This window comes from Streptomyces sp. CB00455 (assembly GCF_001905445.1).
Classification (GTDB): domain Bacteria; phylum Actinomycetota; class Actinomycetes; order Streptomycetales; family Streptomycetaceae; genus Streptomyces.
Genome location: NZ_LIVQ01000013.1, coordinates 37,875 through 54,295, shown reverse-complemented (window position 1 = coordinate 54,295; position 16,421 = coordinate 37,875). Strand labels below are relative to the sequence as shown.

General features: G+C 72.1%; 20 protein-coding genes. 3 read left to right on the top strand and 17 right to left on the bottom strand.

What is annotated here, in order from left to right; all coding sequences use genetic code 11:
• Positions 1-8 precede the first annotated feature (8 nt).
• The 4 genes from AMK16_RS32235 to AMK16_RS32220 form a co-directional block, all read right to left on the bottom strand.
• A complete protein-coding gene (locus tag AMK16_RS32235; protein ID WP_073920886.1) occupies positions 9-392 on the bottom strand; it encodes a helix-turn-helix domain-containing protein in 384 nt (127 codons plus the stop codon).
• A 91-nt stretch (positions 393-483) separates the two neighbouring features.
• Positions 484-1,248 (bottom strand): putative protein N(5)-glutamine methyltransferase, encoded by a 765-nt coding sequence (locus AMK16_RS32230; RefSeq protein ID WP_073920950.1) that lies wholly within the window; start codon positions 1,246-1,248, stop codon positions 484-486.
• 109 nt (positions 1,249-1,357) lie between these two features.
• Complete coding sequence (locus AMK16_RS32225; protein WP_073920885.1) at positions 1,358-2,602, bottom strand: GNAT family N-acetyltransferase; 1,245 nt, start codon at positions 2,600-2,602, stop codon at positions 1,358-1,360.
• Positions 2,603-2,754: 152 nt separating this feature from the next.
• Positions 2,755-3,348, bottom strand: a complete 594-nt coding sequence (locus AMK16_RS32220; protein ID WP_073920884.1) for an RsiG family protein — start codon at positions 3,346-3,348, stop codon at positions 2,755-2,757.
• A 136-nt stretch (positions 3,349-3,484) separates the two neighbouring features.
• Here AMK16_RS32220 and dtd point away from each other — a divergent pair, with 136 nt between their 5' ends.
• Positions 3,485-3,910, top strand: a complete 426-nt coding sequence (dtd, locus tag AMK16_RS32215) for a D-aminoacyl-tRNA deacylase (protein WP_073920883.1) — start codon at positions 3,485-3,487, stop codon at positions 3,908-3,910.
• A 77-nt stretch (positions 3,911-3,987) separates the two neighbouring features.
• Here the strand turns inward: dtd and ygfZ are convergent, their stop codons facing one another.
• The 13 genes from ygfZ to AMK16_RS32150 form a co-directional block, all read right to left on the bottom strand.
• On the bottom strand, positions 3,988-4,953 hold the full coding sequence (ygfZ, locus tag AMK16_RS32210; protein ID WP_073920882.1) for a CAF17-like 4Fe-4S cluster assembly/insertion protein YgfZ: 966 nt from the start codon (positions 4,951-4,953) through the stop codon (positions 3,988-3,990).
• Between the two features lie 21 nt (positions 4,954-4,974).
• Entirely contained in the window at positions 4,975-5,457 is a 483-nt protein-coding gene (locus AMK16_RS32205; RefSeq protein ID WP_242439025.1) for a Fur family transcriptional regulator, read from the bottom strand.
• A gap of 78 nt (positions 5,458-5,535) precedes the next feature.
• The gene (locus tag AMK16_RS32200; RefSeq protein WP_073920880.1) at positions 5,536-6,108 is read right to left on the bottom strand and encodes an FABP family protein; all 573 of its coding nucleotides are present in this window, start codon (positions 6,106-6,108) and stop codon (positions 5,536-5,538) included.
• Positions 6,109-6,367: 259 nt separating this feature from the next.
• The gene (locus AMK16_RS32195) at positions 6,368-7,315 is read right to left on the bottom strand and encodes a hypothetical protein (protein WP_073920879.1); all 948 of its coding nucleotides are present in this window, start codon (positions 7,313-7,315) and stop codon (positions 6,368-6,370) included.
• Positions 7,312-8,145 (bottom strand): hypothetical protein, encoded by an 834-nt coding sequence (locus AMK16_RS32190; RefSeq protein WP_242439024.1) that lies wholly within the window; start codon positions 8,143-8,145, stop codon positions 7,312-7,314. Before AMK16_RS32190 ends, AMK16_RS32195 begins: the two co-directional genes overlap by 4 nt.
• Entirely contained in the window at positions 8,142-9,014 is an 873-nt protein-coding gene (locus AMK16_RS32185) for a hypothetical protein (RefSeq protein ID WP_079191878.1), read from the bottom strand. The genes AMK16_RS32190 and AMK16_RS32185 overlap by 4 nt, the downstream gene beginning before the upstream one ends.
• A 112-nt stretch (positions 9,015-9,126) precedes the next feature.
• The gene (locus tag AMK16_RS32180) at positions 9,127-9,390 is read right to left on the bottom strand and encodes a DUF3099 domain-containing protein (RefSeq protein WP_073920878.1); all 264 of its coding nucleotides are present in this window, start codon (positions 9,388-9,390) and stop codon (positions 9,127-9,129) included.
• Between the two features lie 113 nt (positions 9,391-9,503).
• Positions 9,504-9,794, bottom strand: coding sequence for a DUF1416 domain-containing protein (locus tag AMK16_RS32175; protein WP_073920877.1), 291 nt, complete (start codon positions 9,792-9,794; stop codon positions 9,504-9,506).
• An 83-nt stretch (positions 9,795-9,877) separates the two neighbouring features.
• Positions 9,878-10,723, bottom strand: a complete 846-nt coding sequence (locus tag AMK16_RS32170) for a sulfurtransferase (RefSeq protein WP_073920876.1) — start codon at positions 10,721-10,723, stop codon at positions 9,878-9,880.
• A gap of 177 nt (positions 10,724-10,900) precedes the next feature.
• Positions 10,901-10,984 (bottom strand): putative leader peptide, encoded by an 84-nt coding sequence (locus tag AMK16_RS38680; RefSeq protein WP_350206375.1) that lies wholly within the window; start codon positions 10,982-10,984, stop codon positions 10,901-10,903.
• Between the two features lie 161 nt (positions 10,985-11,145).
• The gene (locus tag AMK16_RS32160; protein ID WP_073920875.1) at positions 11,146-11,862 is read right to left on the bottom strand and encodes an LmeA family phospholipid-binding protein; all 717 of its coding nucleotides are present in this window, start codon (positions 11,860-11,862) and stop codon (positions 11,146-11,148) included.
• Positions 11,863-11,924: 62 nt separating this feature from the next.
• Positions 11,925-13,715 carry a hypothetical protein gene (locus tag AMK16_RS32155; RefSeq protein ID WP_073920874.1) on the bottom strand — a complete coding sequence of 597 codons (1,791 nt, stop codon included), beginning with the start codon at positions 13,713-13,715 and terminating at the stop codon, positions 11,925-11,927.
• Between the two features lie 10 nt (positions 13,716-13,725).
• Positions 13,726-13,980, bottom strand: a complete 255-nt coding sequence (locus AMK16_RS32150) for a MoaD/ThiS family protein (protein WP_073920873.1) — start codon at positions 13,978-13,980, stop codon at positions 13,726-13,728.
• A gap of 509 nt (positions 13,981-14,489) precedes the next feature.
• Between AMK16_RS32150 and AMK16_RS32145 the strand changes: the two genes are divergently transcribed.
• Together AMK16_RS32145 and AMK16_RS32140 are read left to right on the top strand one after the other, a co-directional pair.
• Complete coding sequence (locus AMK16_RS32145) at positions 14,490-15,317, top strand: response regulator transcription factor (protein ID WP_073920872.1); 828 nt, start codon at positions 14,490-14,492, stop codon at positions 15,315-15,317.
• A 24-nt stretch (positions 15,318-15,341) separates the two neighbouring features.
• A complete protein-coding gene (locus AMK16_RS32140; RefSeq protein WP_073920871.1) occupies positions 15,342-16,364 on the top strand; it encodes a LacI family DNA-binding transcriptional regulator in 1,023 nt (340 codons plus the stop codon).
• Positions 16,365-16,421 lie beyond the last annotated feature (57 nt).

Genomic DNA, 16,421 nt, shown 5'->3' with positions numbered 1-16,421 from the left:
GATCAGGTTCAGTTCGTCTTCGGCGGCATCTCGTCGGCCGGCGCGTCGAGCGCGTTCTCCTTGCGGAACGACTCGTAGATCTGGAGCAGCACCTGCTTCTGCCGCTCGTTGATGGACGGGTCGGCGAGGATGACGGCCCGCGTCTCCACCTCGTCCCGGTCCCGCTCATCCAGGATCCCGGCCTGCACGTACAGCGTCTCCGCGGAGATCCGCAGCGCCTTGGCCAGCTGCTGGAGGATGTCCGCGCTCGGCTTGCGCAGCCCGCGCTCGATCTGGCTCAGGTACGGATTCGACACCCCCGCGGCCTCGGCCAGCTGCCGCAGCGAGAGCTGCGCCTGGCGGCGCTGCTCACGGAGGTACTCGCCGAGATTTCCGACGTTGAGCGATGCCATGACCCGATCCTGCCCGACTCTGCTAACTATTGCAAGCAGGCGCTTGCAACATCTCCCACCCGGAGCCCCGCCGCGGGACGCCGGCCCCTGCTCACGCCTCGGCGATCACCACCGTCGCGTACAGCTCCTGCGAGGTGACCGTACGGGTCGCCAGACCCGCCGCGCCCAGTGCCGACGCCGTCGAGGGGCTCTGGCGGGAGCTCGTCTCGATCAGCAGCCTGCCCCCCGGCGCCAGCCAGGCCGCAGAGCCCGCCGCGACCCGGCGGTGGATGTCCAGCCCGTCCGCGCCGCCGTCCAGGGACAGAAGGGGCTCGTGGTCCCGGGCCTCCGACGGCATGAAGCCGATCTCCTGGGTGGGGACGTAGGGGGCGTTGACCACCAGCAGGTCCACCCGGCCCCGCAGCGACGCCGGCAGGGCCGCGTACAGGTCGCCCTCCCACACGCTGCCGCCGTACGGGGCAACGTTGCGCCGCGCGTACGCCAGCGCCGCCGGGTCGACGTCCGCGGCGTGCAGCTCCACCCCGCCGGGCACCTGCGCCGCCACCGCCGCGCCCAGCGCGCCGACCCCGCAGCACAGGTCCAGTACCACCGCGCCGGGCCCGGCGAGCGCCACCGCCTCGCGCACCAGGAACTCCGAGCGCCGGCGCGGTACGAAGGCTCCCGCACCCACCTCCATGCGCAGCCCGCAGAACTCCGCCCAGCCCACCACGTGTTCCAGCGGCTCGCCGCCGATCCGCCGGGCCGCCAGCTCGGCCAGGTGCCCGTCGTCCCGCGCGGCCCCGGCCAGGAGGTCCGCCTCCTCCTCGGCGAAGACGCAGCCCGCCGCGCGCAGTCGTTCCACCAGTGTCGTCACGATGTCTCGGTCCTCGATGTTCGGTCTTCGGTTTTGGGTCTTCGGTTTTGGGTCTTCGGTCTTCGCTCTTCGGTCGTCCATGGGATGCCGGATCGTTCCGGCGGGTGCCGGCTCAGAAGACGTCCGGGCACCACGGCCGGCGCGCCGTGTGGAACACGGCGTCCGCCAGCGCGAGCGCCCCCGGCCGCTCCTCGGTGACCCGGCCGAGCGCCGCCAGCCGCACCGCGGACTCCTCGCCCAGGTAGAGGGAGCCCAGCGCGGACACCTCCAGCCGCAGGTCCGCGGAGCCGTCCGTGCGCTCGCAGTCACCGGAGCCCGCATCCAGCCGGTAGCGGCCCGCCGCCGGACCCGCCGCGTCCACGACCTCGAGGACGAGCACCCCGGGCACGGCGTACGTCCGCGCCCGCAGCGCCCGTACGACATCCAGCACGCGCACCCACAGGAAGTCCGCCGAGGTCAGGAGCCGGGCGGAGCGCGGGTCGGGCAGAAGCTGCGCGACCAGGTCGTCGGGGGCCCGGTAGCCGGTGCGGACCTTCAGCACCCAGTCGATGGAACACAGGAAGCGCCACAGGGCCCGCTGCGCCCCGGGCGTCACCGCCAGCAGGTCCTCGACCTGCACGGTGTTCAGGGGAACCTTCGAGTCCGTCCAGCGGTCGTCGCTCCGGAAGGTGACCAGGCCCTCCACCTCGCCCGCCGCCGAGCGGTAGAGGGCGTGGAACGCCTCCTTGTAGGGGCGGTACGACATCTGCTCCAGGCCGGTGGCGACGCTCCACCAGCGGGCGTCGCGGGTCACCGCGCCGTGCGTCGTCCTGCGCAGCCGCTCGTGCAGCTCCGGACCCACCTCGCGGACCTCGGCGACGTCCACGTAGTCGATGCGCGCGCCGTCACCGGCGGCGGGCGCCCGCCGGTCCAGGCCGGTGCGCGGCACGTCGATCTCCCACTCGGCGACCGAGGCGGCGGGCCCGTAGCCGTAGCGGCCGTAGATCGGGTACTCGGCGGCTATCAGCGTCGACAGGACGTCCCCGCGCTCCTGCGCGGCGGCGATTTCGGCGGCCATCATGCGGGTCAGCAGCCCCTGGCGGCGGTGGGTGGCCAGGACGGCGACGTTGGTGACCGCGCTGGAGACGACGGCCGCTCCGCCGGGCACGGTCAGTTCCTGCGCGAAGGACCGGAAGGCCGCCACGCAGCGGCCGGTGGCGGGGTCGAACGCGCCCTGGGTGCGGGCGAAGTCGGTGTGTTCGAAACGCTGGGCCACATCGGACTGCGTCATCCGCACCGGAGTCAGGAACCCCGTGTTCAGGGTCTGCAGCCAGGCGGGGAGTTCGGATGGGGCGATCGGCCGGACGTCTGCGCTCATGACCGGCCACGCTAATCGCCGGAACCGGCCCGGGTCGCCCCGTTTTCCGGCGGGCGCCGCCGGCGGTGGCGGCCGCCTCGGGACTTCGGGGCCTCGGCGCCTCGGGGTTCAGAGCCTCGGACCTCGGGGCTCGGGACCTCGGACCTCGGGGCTCAGGCCAGCAGGTCGTCCACCTGTGCCTCGCCCTCCCGGTAACGCCGGGTGATCTCCGCGCTGCAGTCGTCCGCCGTGCGCTGGAGTTGCCGGCGGCGCCGCGAGACCTGCTGCTCGTAGCGCACCAGCCGGCCCAGCCCCTCGTGCAGTTCGCCGTCCGTGCGCGCCCCGAGGTCCGACAGCTCGACGTCCGCCAGCATCTCGGCGGCCAGCAGCCGGTACTCCTCGCTCTGCGGGGTGCCCAGCGTGACGTGCCGGGCGGAGGCACTGCGGCTGGAGGGGGCGTCGGCGAGGATCTCGGAGAGCCGGTCCACCACCCTGGCCTCGGGATCGGTGCGCCGGGCCAGCTCGGCCCGCAGGATGTCGATGCGGCCCTGGAGCAGCCGGCGCACGTAGCTCAGGTCTGCCTCGTCACGCTGCGCCTCGCGGCGCAGCGTGCGCAGTTCGGGCAGTCCGAGCGTGCTGCTCTGCGCGGCCGTCCCGGCGGTGTCGGCGGTGTCGGCGGTGTCGGCGGTGCGCTGCGCGGGCGGTCGCACCGCGGCGACCGCCATGGAAGGGGGTGATGCAGGTACGGAGGTACCAGAGGTATTCATACGAACGGGTCCGTCCCCTCGACCGGCGCGGCGCAACCGCACCGCGTGCGTGCATCGTGCCACTCCACGCGCCCCCCATGCAGTCCCACTGCACCCGATCGGCCCCGGACGGGTGCATGCCTGGTACACAGGTGGTATGCGAGCAGTGGTGCAGAGGGTGGACGGCGCGAGCGTCGTGGTGGCCGGCGAGACCGTGGGCGAGATCGTCGGCGAGGGACTGTGCGTGCTGGTGGGGGTGACCCACGACGACACGCCGGAGAAGGCGGCCCAGCTGGCGCGCAAGCTGTGGTCCGTGCGGATCCTGGAAGCGGAGAAGTCCTGCAGCGACGTGAACGCGCCGCTGCTGGTGATCTCCCAGTTCACGCTCTACGGAGACGCCCGCAAGGGGCGGCGGCCCACCTGGAACGCGGCGGCTCCCGGTGAGGTCGCCGAACCGCTCGTCGACGAGGTCGTGGCGCAGCTGCGCGCACTGGGCGCGACGGTGGAAACGGGCCGGTTCGGTGCGGACATGCGGGTCTCGCTCACCAACCACGGCCCGTTCACCATCGTCATCGACGTCTGAGCACGGCGCTGCGGGACCGCCCGGCCACCGGGGCTACGGCGCCAGGGCTCTGGGCGCCAGGGCTCTGGGCTCTGGGCTCAGGGCGCTACGACGACCTCCTGCGCGGCGGCCGTGTTCCCGGCCAGCAGCGGGGCGTCCACCGGCACGTTCCGCTTGACCAGCGCCAGCGCGATCGGGCCCAGCTCGTGATGGCGGACCGCGGTGGTCACGAAGCCCAGCTGGCGGCCCTCCTCCCCGTCGGCGGCGAGCCGCACGGGGGTGCCGTGCGCCGGGAGCAGCACCTCGGAGCCGTCCAGGTGCAGGAAGACCAGCCGGCGCGGGGGCTTGCCCAGGTTGTGGACGCGGGCCACCGTCTCCTGACCCCGGTAGCAGCCCTTCTGGAGGTGGACGGCCGTGCCGATCCAGCCGAGCTCGTGCGGGATGGTGCGGTGGTCCGTCTCCAGGCCGAGGCGGGGCCGGTGCGCCTCGACGCGCAGGGCCTCGTAGGCGAGGAGGCCGGCGGCGGGACCGTGCCCGGCGGCGAACTCCTCCAGCTCGGCGCGGGGCAGGAAGACGTCCCGGCCGTGCGGGGTCTCCCGTACGGCGTGCTTCCCGGCCACCTCGGCGATGGAGCCGGCCGGCAGGTGGACGACCGCGAACTCCGCGGTGCGGTCGGCCACTTCGACGCGGTAGAAGAACTTCATGGACTCCAGGTAGGCGATCAACTCCCCCTGGGTGCCCGGCTCCACGTGCGCCCACGTCGTCTCGCCGTCGTCGACGAGGTAGAGCGCGTGCTCGATGTGGCCGTTGGCGGAGAGGATCAGCGCCTCGGTGGCCTGCCCGGCCGGCAGCTCGGTGAGGTGCTGGGTGAGCAGCAGGTGCAGCCAGCTCAGCCGCTCCGGTCCGGTGACGGTGACGACCCCGCGGTGCGAGAGGTCGACGAAGCCGCGGCCGTCCGCGAGGGCGCGCTGTTCGCCGTACAGCTCTCCGTAGTGGGCGGCGACGCCCTCGTCGCGGCCTTCGGCCTGCACGGCGCCGGGGAGGTGGAGCAAAGGGCTGGTCATGGCACCTAGCCTACGACCCGCCTACGCGTGGCCGTCACGGTGCCGGGCGGCGCACTTCGCGCACAGTCCGAAGATCGCGAAGTGCTTCATGTCGGTCTCGAAGCCGAAGGTCGCGCGGAGCTTCGCGGTGAACTCGGAGGCGATGTCGACATCGGCCTCGATCACCTCGGCGCAGTCGCGGCAGACGAGGTGGATGTGGTGGTGCCGGTCGGCGAGGTGGTAGGTGGGCGCGCCGTGGCCCAGGTGGGCGTGCGAGACGAGCCCCAGCTCCTCCAGCAGCTCCAGGGTGCGGTAGACGGTGGAGATGTTGACCCCGGAGGCGGTCTTGCGGACCTCGGCGAGGATCTCGTCGGGGCTCGCGTGCTCCAGGGCGTCGACCGCCTCCAGGACGAGCTGGCGCTGCGGGGTCAGCCGGTATCCGCGCTGCCGCAGGTCGGTCTTCCAGTCGACGCCGCCGGCGCTGCCGGTGTTCCCGGTGCTCTGTGCCCTCTCGGTGCTCACCACCCGGCCAGTGTAAGCGCGCGAAGGGGACCGCGGCCGGGCCGCGGTCCCCCTTCTCGCACGGTCTGTGGAGATGTCCGCTCAGCGGAAGAAGGCGATGCCGTCGTCCGGCATGTCCGGGAGGTTGCGCGCCATCTCGGCGACCTCCTCGGGCGTGACGACCTTCTTGAGCTGGGCCGACATGTACGGACGCAGCTCGACGTCCGGGGTGGCCTTCTCCCCGACCCACATCAGGTCGCTCTTCACGTAGCCGTAGAGCCGCTTGCCGCCGCTGTACGGGCCGGAGGCGGCGGTGCGGGCCACCGCGTCGGTGACCAGGTCGATCTGGGGCTTCTGGTCGGCGAGCTCGCCGTACCAGACCTCGACGACACCCTGGTCGCGGACCATGACGATCTCGACCTTGCGGTCCTTGTCGATGCGCCAGTAACCCGACTCGGACTCCAGCGGCCGCACCTTCTTGCCCTCGCCGTCGAGGACCCAGGTGTGGGAGGTGTATTCCAGGAAGTCCCGGCCGTCGTGGGTGAAGACGACTTCCTGGCCGAAGTTGCACTTTTCCTCACCCGGGAAGTCGAAGACGCCCGCGCCCTCCCAGTTGCCGAGGAGGAAGGCGAGGGGGACGAGGCCCGGGTTCAGGTCGGACGGGATCTGGATCATGGATGGCTGCTCAGGCGATCTGTGTGAGGGGTTCCGGGCGGTCTGCTGGGCGGACGCCGCTCAGCGCTGACCCTGGTACAGCTTCTTGACGGCCAGGCCGGTGAAGGCGAGGACGCCGACGCAGACCAGGACCAGCAGGGAGGTGAAGACTGCCTCAAGCACGGGGTGCTCCTCGGAGGAATCGTTGCGGGGTACGGCCGGTCCCCAAGCCTACTGGCCCGGGGACCGGCTCACTCTTCGAGGTCGGCCGTACCACCGCTCAGCTCAGGAGCTGGCTCTGCAGCAGGACCGTCTGGTGGAAGGGGACGGTGGCCACTTCGCCCTTGCGCGTCTGGATGATCACGGCCTGGACATCACCCGCCTGGAGGCAGCCGAGCTTGGTCTGCTCGTCGCCGTAGGGCTTGGCCTCGGCGTAGACACTGACGTCGCTGCTGCTGAGGGTGCCGGCGGCGTTGTTGAAACCGTCGCTGCCGAGGTTGTTGGTCTGCGTGATCTTGGCCTTGCTCCAGGCCGCGTCGATCTCGAAGGCGTCGGCGCCGTTCAGCCGCACATTGGTGTTGCACCCCCGGAAGGTGTCCACGAACTCGGACGAGTGGAAGCGCAGCAGGTAGATGCGGGTCCGCGTACCGTCCGGCATGGTCCAGCCGCGCCCGGTGATCTGGCGCAGGCCCTCGTATTCGAAGCTCTGCTTCAGCTCCGCACGGGAGGCGGCGGGGTACTCCTCCAGGAAGGCGTCCGGGGACACGGCGCCGTCCTTGTCCGCTTTCAGGCCGGTGTCGGGCCGGGCACCCGCGGGGGCCTGGAGCACCAGTGCGGGCAGGGGTGCGTAGTGGGTCTCGTCCACGTTGTCCGCACCCCTGGGCAGGGCGGCTCCCGGCGGCAGCTCCGGCTTGGCCAGCCGGTGGTAGACCCAGCGGCCGTCGTCCTCGGTGGACAGTCCCGGGAGCTCGGTGCGCTCGGACTGGAGCACCCCGTACGCGGTCCCCGCCCCGGCGCCGGCGAAGACAAGGACGGCAGCCGTCCAGCGCAGGAAACCGCGGAGCTTGCGACGGTCCTTCGGCGCGGCCGGGACCTCGGGCCCCTCCGGAGCCGGGGACTCCGCGGCCGGTGCGGCAACCGGGGCCTGCGGGGTCCCCGGGGCTTGCAGGGCCACCGGGGCCACCGGCTCGGGGGCGGACGCGGTACCAGTGGTGTTCTGCTCGGTCACACGGACTCCCCGGGGGACTTCAGGTGGTTCAGCTGCTGCTTGAACAGGTCGGCGGCCTCGTTCGTGGAGATCTTGGCCCCGTACGTCCGGAACTCCACCAGCACGTCTCCCTCGACGGCGACGCATTCGAGGGAGTCGATCTGCCCCTTCTTGTCCTTCGCCTCTTCTTCGAGCACATCGGACAGCACACACTTGGCCTGCGGGAAGCCGTCGATCTTGGGGGCCTCGCGGTCGCCGGACAGGAGGTCGAGCCACTTCTTGGAGAAATCGGAGAAGGTTGCCAGGGCCTGGGGGTCGGCCTGCGTGAGGTGGATCTCGGTCACTGGTGCGCCCGACCTCTTGTTGAAGGTGCGGCCGGCCAGTCCCTTGAGCTTCAGATCGGCCAGTGCCCGGTCGCGCTCGGCGCGCTGGCTGCCGGAGAGGCCGGTACGGCTGTCCTTCAGACTCTGGATCGCCCGCTCGCCGGGGACGTAGAAATTGTTGCCCTCCAGGTCGAGGTCGGGGCCGAGTTCGTATCCCGCGGGCAACGGCAGCAGCTTGGCCATGAGTTCGTTCGGCGGGACGGTCGGCACCGGGCTGGACGGGACAGCGGGCTTGTTCCCCGCCCCCACCCAGTAGCGCGTCGGCGAGGTGCGGTCGGCTTCGTCGAGCTTCTGTGAGGCCCAGATGCCCGCGCCCACGACGAGTGCGAGGCCGAGGCCTCCCGAGATCAGGGCGGCCCGCCTGCGGCCCGCCTTGCCCGGGGGCGGGGTGCAGGCCATGCGCTCCTGGCCGGACTGGGCGGCCGGAGCGCCGCTCTGCCCGGACTCGTCGTTCTGCCGCCCGTTCACAGCCGCTCCATCTGCCGCTTGGCCAGGTCGGCGAATGTGCTCGCGTCGACGCTGCCGCGCTTGTTGCTGTAGTGGATGTCCATGACGATGTCCCCGCGCCGGGCGAGGGCGCGGGCCCCGCGGATCGGGTAGTAACCGGGCTTCTCGTGTGCCTCGGAGTCCACCCAGGTGTGGCCGAAGTCGGAAGGGACGCCGGGAATGTCGGCACCGGAGTTGCCCGCGAACTTCTTGTCGGACATGTACTCGGACTGTCCCTGCTGGAAGGACGCCGCGCCCGAACGGTTCCTGAACTGGATCAGCCGGATCTCGACGAGGTTGTGGTCGTCCTCGGACCAGTTCAAGCTGACGATCCGCTTGACGTCACGGCCGACCATGCTGCCGAGGGCCAGGTCGGGCCGCTCGAAGAAGTCGGCCGCGTACTCGTCGGGGGACTCGTAGCCCGAGAAGAGGACCTTGGCGCCCCCAGGGGCCTCCAGGAGCATCTTGCCCAGGTCCTCGTCGGTCTTGTGCCAGCGGTTGACGTTGATCGAACGCCGGCTCGTCGACTCGTTCACCGCACGCGGCGCGGGCGTGTCGATCCGCTGCTGGGCCAGCGGTGCCAGCGGAGTGGGCGCGCGGTGGTACTGGACCGCGTAGCCGGTGATCGTCCCGGCCAGGACACCGAGCACGGCGGCGCCCGCGATCAGGAGGGTGGTGCGGCGGCTGCCACGGCGGCGGGGCGGGGCTGCGGGAACGGGGTCCGCGACGGGGTCCGCGACCGGGCCCGGGATGGGGGCCGTGGCCGGGTCCGCGACCGGGTCCGGAGTGTCTGCATCCGGTGCGGTATCCCCCTCTTTCCGCTGCTCAGGGATGGTCTGTTCGTGTTCCAAGGAGTCCCCCCACAGGACAGGAGGCGCCGGTTGATTACCCGCGCGTACCCATGACCCGCACCGGGGGAGAGCAGTTGTATGACTGCTTATTACATTCTTGTCTCAGCGGGTTTCATTCCCTGGGACGCCGCTTTCCGTCCAGTTCGTCCCACCACTCGTCGGACTTCGGGTCCCCCGAGGGGTCGTCCCACCACCGGTCCTCCGGCCCGCGCCGGTTCGCGATCATCGCGGCGAACGGGGGGATGACCATGGCGACCACGCACATGGCCACGGCCGCCTCCACCGACCAGAGGCGCACGAAGGACCAGGCGGAGACGAAGAGGACGAGGCATCCGCCCATGAGCAGGAAGTAGGCGCGCCGGCGACGGGCGTACATGCCTCCAGCGTAGAGCGGTATCGGCACGAAGGGCCGCACCCCGTTCCAGTGGCGTCCAACCCCCGGGGGTGCGGCCCTCCGGCCGGTCGATCAGGCAATCACACGTGCGGTGCTCAGACCGCGATCGCCACGTCCGTCACGCCGCCGGCCTCGGCGACGACGACCTTGCGGTCCGCCGTGCCGCCCGGCACGAGCGCCCGCAGGGTCCAGGAACCGGTGGCCGCGTAGAAGCGGAACTGGCCGGTCGCCGAGGTCGGGACCTCGGCGGTGAACTCGCCGGTCGAGTCCAGCAGGCGGACGTAGCCGGACACCGGCTCGCCCTCCTTGGTGATCTGACCCTGGATCGCGGTCTCACCGGGCTTGAGCGTCGCGAGGTCGGGCCCGCCGATCTGTGCTCCACACATGTTCTCTGTCCTGTCCTAGAGAGGTCGTACTGGCTTTGCTGCGGGCGGGCGCCGGTCGCCGCGCGCGCCCGGCCCGGCAGGGTTTACTTGGCGGCGCCGAGCTCGATCGGCACGCCGACCAGCGAGCCGTACTCGGTCCACGAGCCGTCGTAGTTCTTGACGTTCTCCTGGCCGAGGAGCTCGTGCAGCACGAACCACGTGAGCGCGGAGCGCTCGCCGATGCGGCAGTAGGCGATGGTGTCCTTCGCCAGGTCGACCTGCTCGGCCTGGTAGAGGGCCGTCAGCTCCTCGTCCGACTTGAAGGTGCCGTCGTCGTTGGCGTTCTTCGACCACGGGATGTTGCGGGCGCTCGGCACGTGGCCGGGGCGCTGCGACTGCTCCTGCGGGAGGTGCGCCGGGGCGAGCAGCTTGCCGGAGAACTCGTCGGGCGAGCGCACGTCGACCAGGTTCAGGGAGCCGATCGCGGCCACGACGTCGTCGCGGAAGGCGCGGATCGAGGTGTCCTGGGCCTTGGCCTTGTAGTCGGTGGCCGGACGGTTGGGGACGTCCTTGCCGTCCACCAGGTCGCGGGAGTCGAGCTCCCACTTCTTGCGGCCGCCGTCGAGGAGCTTCACGTTCTGGTGGCCGTAGAGCTTGAAGTACCAGTAGGCGTAGGACGCGAACCAGTTGTTGTTGCCGCCGTAGAGGACGACGGTGTCGTCGTTGGAGATGCCCTTGGCGGAGAGGAGCTTCTCGAAGCCCTCCTGGTCCACGAAGTCACGGCGGACCGGGTCCTGGAGGTCGCTCTTCCAGTCGATCCGGACGGCGTTGGTGATGTGGTTCTTGTCGTAGGCGGACGTGTCCTCGTCCACCTCGACGATGACGACGTCGGCGTCGTTCAGGTGGGCCTCGACCCAGTCGGCGTCTACGAGGACGTCGCTGCGGCTCATGGTGTTCTCCTCCGGGGCAGTGTGCGGCGGGCTGTGCTGCGCTGGTGCGTGCTGCGTGATGCGTGCGTCCGGGTGCGCTCAGGACCTGCGCGGGGAGGCGTCAGGGATCGGGAGGCGCGTGCGGTCACGCGGGAAGAAGCAGGTCGTCCGGCTGGATGGAGCGGATGCGCTCACACGTCACATGGATCGACAGAGCATGGCGGCGACGCGACACAGGTCTACTGCCCGCCGCTTCGTGAGGTCCGCCTGCTGATGCTTCATAGGCATGGATCGTAGGGACGAATCGGCCGCCCTGTCACCGGCGTGTCATATGGCGAGACAGTATCGTCCGCATAGTGGGATACGAGCCGGACGGGCGGCCGCCGCACCGCCCTCCGGACCCCCTGCGCGGCCCATCCTTCTGCGGATCGGACCGCGCCGTCTCACGATCCGGCCAGCACCACGTCCGTACCGGCCAGCGAGAGGTGTACACCGGCCTCGTCCGAGGTCAGGGCGGACAGCCGCAGCCCGGACGGCAGCCCGCCGTCCAGGTCGCGGTCGAAGTCCGTCTTCTTGCGCACCAGCTTCTCGACCCCGGGGATGCCCTCGCCCGGGACCTCGTCGGCGTGCACCCGGACGATCTTTCCGCCCTTGCCGTCCCCCGCGTCCTCCAGGGTGACGGTCGACACCACACTGCGCGTGAGGGTCTTCCCCAGGACCTCCACCCCCGCGGTCACCTTCACCTTGCCCGGCGCCCCGCCGTAGGAGAGCGTCGCGCCGGTCTGCGAGGCGGCCGTCAGGTCGGCGTACGTGATGAGGCCGGTGCCCTCGGCCCGTTCGGCGGTGCCGCCGCTGTAGTCCCCGTTCAGCTTCACGTCGTGGAAGCTCGCGTCGAGCTCCGCGAGCCGCGTCTTGCGGCCCTCGGCGGCGACATCGACACCGCGGAGCCTCAGGTCCACCCGCTCCAGGTCGTGGCTGAGGGCCTGGGTCAGGAACGGGAACCCGCGGATCTCCACCTCCGCGCTGCCGGCCAGCCCCTGCCGGGCCTGTATCCGGTCGGCCATCCGGTTCTCGGCGTAGCCCGCCGCCCAGCGGTCCACGCCCACGAACAGGGCCCCCAGGAGCACTCCGATGATCACGATGACGCGCAGGAACCGCACGTGTCCTCCCCCTACTAGTCGGTACGTGCGTTCTAGTTGACCACGCCCCGGCCGGGCAGGGATCAGCCCACCACCCGGCCGATCAGGTAGACCGCCGGGGCGGCGGCGGCCAGCGGCAGCGCCACGCCGGCCGTCATGTGGACGAACTTCGACGGGTAGTCGTACGCCGCCACGCGCAGGCCGATCAGCGCGCACACCCCGGCGGCGAGGCCGATCAGCGCACCGCCGACGCCCACGGAGGTCAGGCCGCCGACCGCGATGCCGGCGCCGGCGGCCGCGGCCAGCGAGACGCCGACGGAGGGCGCGGTGGGCAGCGGCAGCGCGCGGGCGAAGACAGCGACGGCGACGGAGGCCGCGCCCACGGTGACGGCGGCGGCGTCCGCGGCCAGGTAGCCGGCGCAGACGACCGCCAGGGCGGCGGAGGCCACCGAGGCCATCAGGCCGTACATCCGCTCGTCGGGGTCGGCATGGCTGCGCAGCTGGAGGACGAGGGTGAGAAGCACCCAGGCGCCGAGGGTGCCGATGATCGCGCCGGGGCCGTACGGCTCGTCCACCGCGAGCACGGCCACGTCCGCGACCAGGGCTCCGGCGAAGGCGAGGGCGATGCCCTGGCGGGCCGGCCACATGCCGTTGAGACGGAACCAGCCGGCCGCGGTCAGCCCCTGGAGGACGACCAGCGGGACGACCAGGGCGAGCTGCCCGATGGCGGCCGCGACCGCGAGCAGCACCCCGAGGAGGGCGGTCAGGACGGCCGGCTGCGGACCGGGATCGATGATCGGCGACCGGCCCTCGGCACGGGCCTGCGCCGGATCGACGGCGCGCAGGGTGTTGCCGGCGAGGGTGGGCGGGGAGTACGCGGGCTCCTCCTCCGGCAGCGGGACCGGCGACGGGGCCGGGGCCTCGGCCGCGGACTGCGGCGGCAGGTACGCGGTCTGCTCGGCCGCCGCGCCCTGGGACCAGTCCTGCGCCGGAGCGGGGGCCTGGGCCCCGTCACGGAACCACGCCTCCGGCGCGGCCTGCTGCTGGGGCTGGGCCGGGCCCGGGTAGGGCGGCAGGTAGGCGGTCTGCTCGGCAGCGCCGCCGGCCGGGGCCTGCGCACGGCCCGGAACCTGGGCGCCGGGGCCCGGGTAGGGCGGCAGGTACGCGGTCTGCTCGGCGGCGCCCTCGGCCTGCGCCGGGGCGTGGGCCTGCGCCTGCGCCTGCGCCTGCGCCTGCGCCTGCGCCTGCGCCTGCGGGCCCGGGTACGGCGGAAGGTAGGCAGTCTGCTCGGCGGCGCCCTCGGCCTGCGCCGGGGCCTGGGCCTGCGCCGGGGCGTGGGCCTGCGCCTGCCCCTGGGCCTGCGCCGGGGCGTGGGCCTGCGCCTGCGCCTGGGCGTGGGCCTGCGCCTGCGCCTGCGGGCCCGGGTACGGCGGGAGGTAGGCGGTCTGCTCGGCGGCCGCGCCCTGGGACCAGTCCTGGGCCGGAGCGGGGGCCGGGACCCCGTCGCGGAACCACGCCTCCGGCGCGCTCTGCTGCTGGGGCTGGGCCGGGGCCGGGTAGGGCGGGTGGTAGGCGCCCTCCTGCGGAGCCGTGGTATCGGCGGGCCATCGCGCGCCGGTGCCTGCCTGGGCGGGTTCCGCGGGTGCCTCGTCGCGGAACCATCCCTCCGGCGCGACCGGCTGTCCCGGCGGTGTGCCCAGGGGCTGGTGGACCGGCTGGTAACCGGTGTCCCAGGTGTCGGACTGCCAGGTCTGGGTCCCGTAGGGGTCCTGCTGCTGTTGCTGCGCGTGCTCCTGCTGCGGGTGCTGCTGCGCGTGCTCCTGCTGCGCGTGCTGCTGCTCCTGCTGACGCTGCTGTTCTTCAGGCGTGCTCATCGGCTTCCGCTCACCCGCCCGCGAACGGCGGGAGCACCTCGACGGTGCCCCCCTCGGTCAGCGGGACGGCATCGTGCGGGCGCTTGCCCACGGGCTCGTCGTTCACGAGGAAGGAGCAGCGCAGCAGGACCCGGGCCAGCTCCCCGGGGTGGCGTTCCCGCACGGCGTCGAGCGCCTCGGCCAGGGTGCGCGCCGAGTACGGCTCCTCCGCCGTCTTGGCCGCGGCTTTCGCCGCCGCCCAGTAGCGGATGGTTCCGGTTGCCACTGCAGCTCCTATCGTCGGCTCTCTACCGTCGGCCTCCATGATGACCCCTCCCGCCCCCCACCCCCGCGTGCCTCCACGCGCCCCGTGTGCACCCGGCCGGCCCCCGGGGGGTCCACCGATCCGGTGAAATCAGGACATACGCTGGGGAGGTGCGTGGCAGGAACCACAGAGTCGGTGCGGAAGAAGCCTCGGCCACGAAAGCGCCAGTGGGCTATTCTGCTGCGAAGAGGATCCGGGCAACGTTGCCCCCGGGTCCTTTTGTGCTTTCAGTACGTTGAACGGACCGAGAACAGTGGCGTCCCTCCGGGCCTCAGGCGCGGGACCCTGGCGGACGCCGCACAGGCACCACGCACCACCCGCGCCACCGGCACCACCCGCACCACGTACGAAGCAGTACCGCGCACTCCCCCAGCACCGCTGGGAGGTACCCCCGGGACGGGACCGAGGAGGAACGACGTGATGGATCAGCGAACCGTGTTCGAACGGCCGACCCGGGCAGGTGGTCGGGCATGAGTTCTCTCCTGCTGCTGACCAACGCCCTGCAGCCGTCCACCGAGGTGCTGCCCGCACTCGGCCTGCTGCTGCACAACGTCCGGGTGGCGCCCGCCGAGGGGCCGGCCCTCGTGGACACGCCGGGTGCCGACGTCATCCTCGTGGACGGGCGGCGCGACCTGCCGCAGGTCCGGTCGCTGTGCCAGCTGCTGCGCTCCACCGGCCCGGGCTGCCCGCTCATCCTGGTCGTCACCGAGGGCGGCCTGGCGGCCGTGACGGCCGACTGGGGCATCGACGACGTGCTCCTGGACACCGCGGGACCCGCGGAGGTCGAGGCGCGGCTGCGGCTGGCCACCGGCCGCCAGCAGCTGGGCTCCGACGACTCCCCCATGGAGATCCGCAACGGCGACCTGTCGGTGGACGAGGCGACCTACTCCGCCAAGCTCAAGGGGCGGGTACTGGACCTCACTTTCAAGGAGTTCGAGCTGCTGAAGTACCTGGCGCAGCACCCGGGCCGGGTCTTCACCCGCGCCCAGCTGCTCCAGGAGGTGTGGGGCTACGACTACTTCGGCGGTACCCGGACCGTCGACGTCCACGTACGGCGGCTGCGCGCCAAGCTCGGCCCCGAGCACGAGTCGCTGATCGGCACGGTCCGCAACGTCGGCTACCGCTTCGTCACACCGGAGAAGGTCGAGCGGGCGGCTGCGGAAGCCGCGGCCCAGGCGGCAGCCCGGGCCGCCGCGCCGGCCGCCGCGACCGCCCCCAAGACGGCCCCCGCGACCGTCACCCGGCCGGCGCAGGACCCTGTGGCCATCCAGTCGGCAGGACGCCCTGCCCAGAGCTAGGTCACCCCGCGTAGACTGCCGCGCGTGGCCAAGGTGACGCGGGATGACGTGGCGCGACTTGCGGGTACCTCTACCGCCGTCGTGAGCTACGTCATCAACAACGGACCCCGGCCGGTTGCCCCGGCCACGCGCGAGCGTGTCCTCGCCGCGATCAAGGATCTGGGCTACCGCCCGGACCGGGTCGCCCAGGCGATGGCCTCCCGGCGCACCGACCTCATAGGCATGATCGTCCCCGACGCCCGCCAGCCGTTCTTCGCGGAGATGGCGCACGCGGTCGAGCAGGCCGCCGCCGAGCGCGGGAAGATGGTCCTGGTCGGCAACTCCGACTACCGCGACGAACGCGAGGTCCACTACCTGCGTGCCTTCCTCGGCATGCGGGTCTCGGGCCTGATCCTGGTCAGCCAGGGCATGAGTGAGCGGGCGGCTTCGGAGATCGAGGCGTGGGACGCGCGGATCGTGCTGCTGCACGAGCGGCCCGAGGCGATCGACGACGTCGCGGTGATCACCGACGACATCGGCGGCGCGCAGCTCGCCACCCGCCACCTGCTGGAGCACGGGCACCCGTACGTGGCCTGCATCGGCGGGGTCGAGAACACCCCCTCGGTCGGCGACCCGGTCGCGGACCACGTCGAGGGCTGGCGCCGGGCGATGCTGGAGGCCGGGCGCTCGGTGGAGGGCCGGCTCTTCGAGGCCCCGTACAACCGCTACGACGCCTACCGGGTCGCCCTGGAGGTGCTGTCCGGGCCGGACCGCCCGCCGGCGATCTTCTGCGCCACGGACGACCAGGCCATCGGTGTCCTGCGGGCCGCTCGGGAGCTGCGCATCGACGTGCCCGGGGAGCTGGCCGTGGCCGGCTTCGACGACGTGAAGGAAGCGGCCCTGACGGACCCGCCGCTCACCACCATCGCCTCCGACCGCCCGGCGATGGCCCGGGCGGCCGTGGACCTGGTCCTGGACGACGCCCTGCGGGTGGCCGGCTCGCGCCGCGAACGGCTCAAGCAGTTCCCGTCGGCCCTGGTGATCCGCCGTTCCTGCGGCTGCCGCTAGCCGACACCCTTATATGGGGCATACGCGGTTCTGTCCGGCTTCTCAGGTCGGCTTCAG

Bases quoted from the DNA above. Each gene is read 5' to 3' on its own strand.
- AMK16_RS32145 (WP_073920872.1), top strand. From the start codon at position 14,490: ATGAGTTCTCTCCTGCTGCTGACCAACGCCCTGCAGCCGTCCACCGAG.
- ygfZ (WP_073920882.1), bottom strand. From the start codon at position 4,953: ATGACCAGCCCTTTGCTCCACCTCCCCGGCGCCGTGCAGGCCGAAGGC.
- AMK16_RS32155 (WP_073920874.1), bottom strand. From the start codon at position 13,715: ATGAGCACGCCTGAAGAACAGCAGCGTCAGCAGGAGCAGCAGCACGCG.
- AMK16_RS32175 (WP_073920877.1), bottom strand. From the start codon at position 9,794: ATGTGTGGAGCACAGATCGGCGGGCCCGACCTCGCGACGCTCAAGCCC.
- AMK16_RS32180 (WP_073920878.1), bottom strand. From the start codon at position 9,390: ATGTACGCCCGTCGCCGGCGCGCCTACTTCCTGCTCATGGGCGGATGC.
- AMK16_RS32200 (WP_073920880.1), bottom strand. From the start codon at position 6,108: ATGATCCAGATCCCGTCCGACCTGAACCCGGGCCTCGTCCCCCTCGCC.
- AMK16_RS38680 (WP_350206375.1), bottom strand. From the start codon at position 10,984: ATGAAGCATCAGCAGGCGGACCTCACGAAGCGGCGGGCAGTAGACCTG.
- AMK16_RS32225 (WP_073920885.1), bottom strand. From the start codon at position 2,602: ATGAGCGCAGACGTCCGGCCGATCGCCCCATCCGAACTCCCCGCCTGG.
- dtd (WP_073920883.1), top strand. From the start codon at position 3,485: ATGCGAGCAGTGGTGCAGAGGGTGGACGGCGCGAGCGTCGTGGTGGCC.
- AMK16_RS32170 (WP_073920876.1), bottom strand. From the start codon at position 10,723: ATGAGCCGCAGCGACGTCCTCGTAGACGCCGACTGGGTCGAGGCCCAC.
- AMK16_RS32235 (WP_073920886.1), bottom strand. From the start codon at position 392: ATGGCATCGCTCAACGTCGGAAATCTCGGCGAGTACCTCCGTGAGCAG.
- AMK16_RS32220 (WP_073920884.1), bottom strand. From the start codon at position 3,348: ATGAATACCTCTGGTACCTCCGTACCTGCATCACCCCCTTCCATGGCG.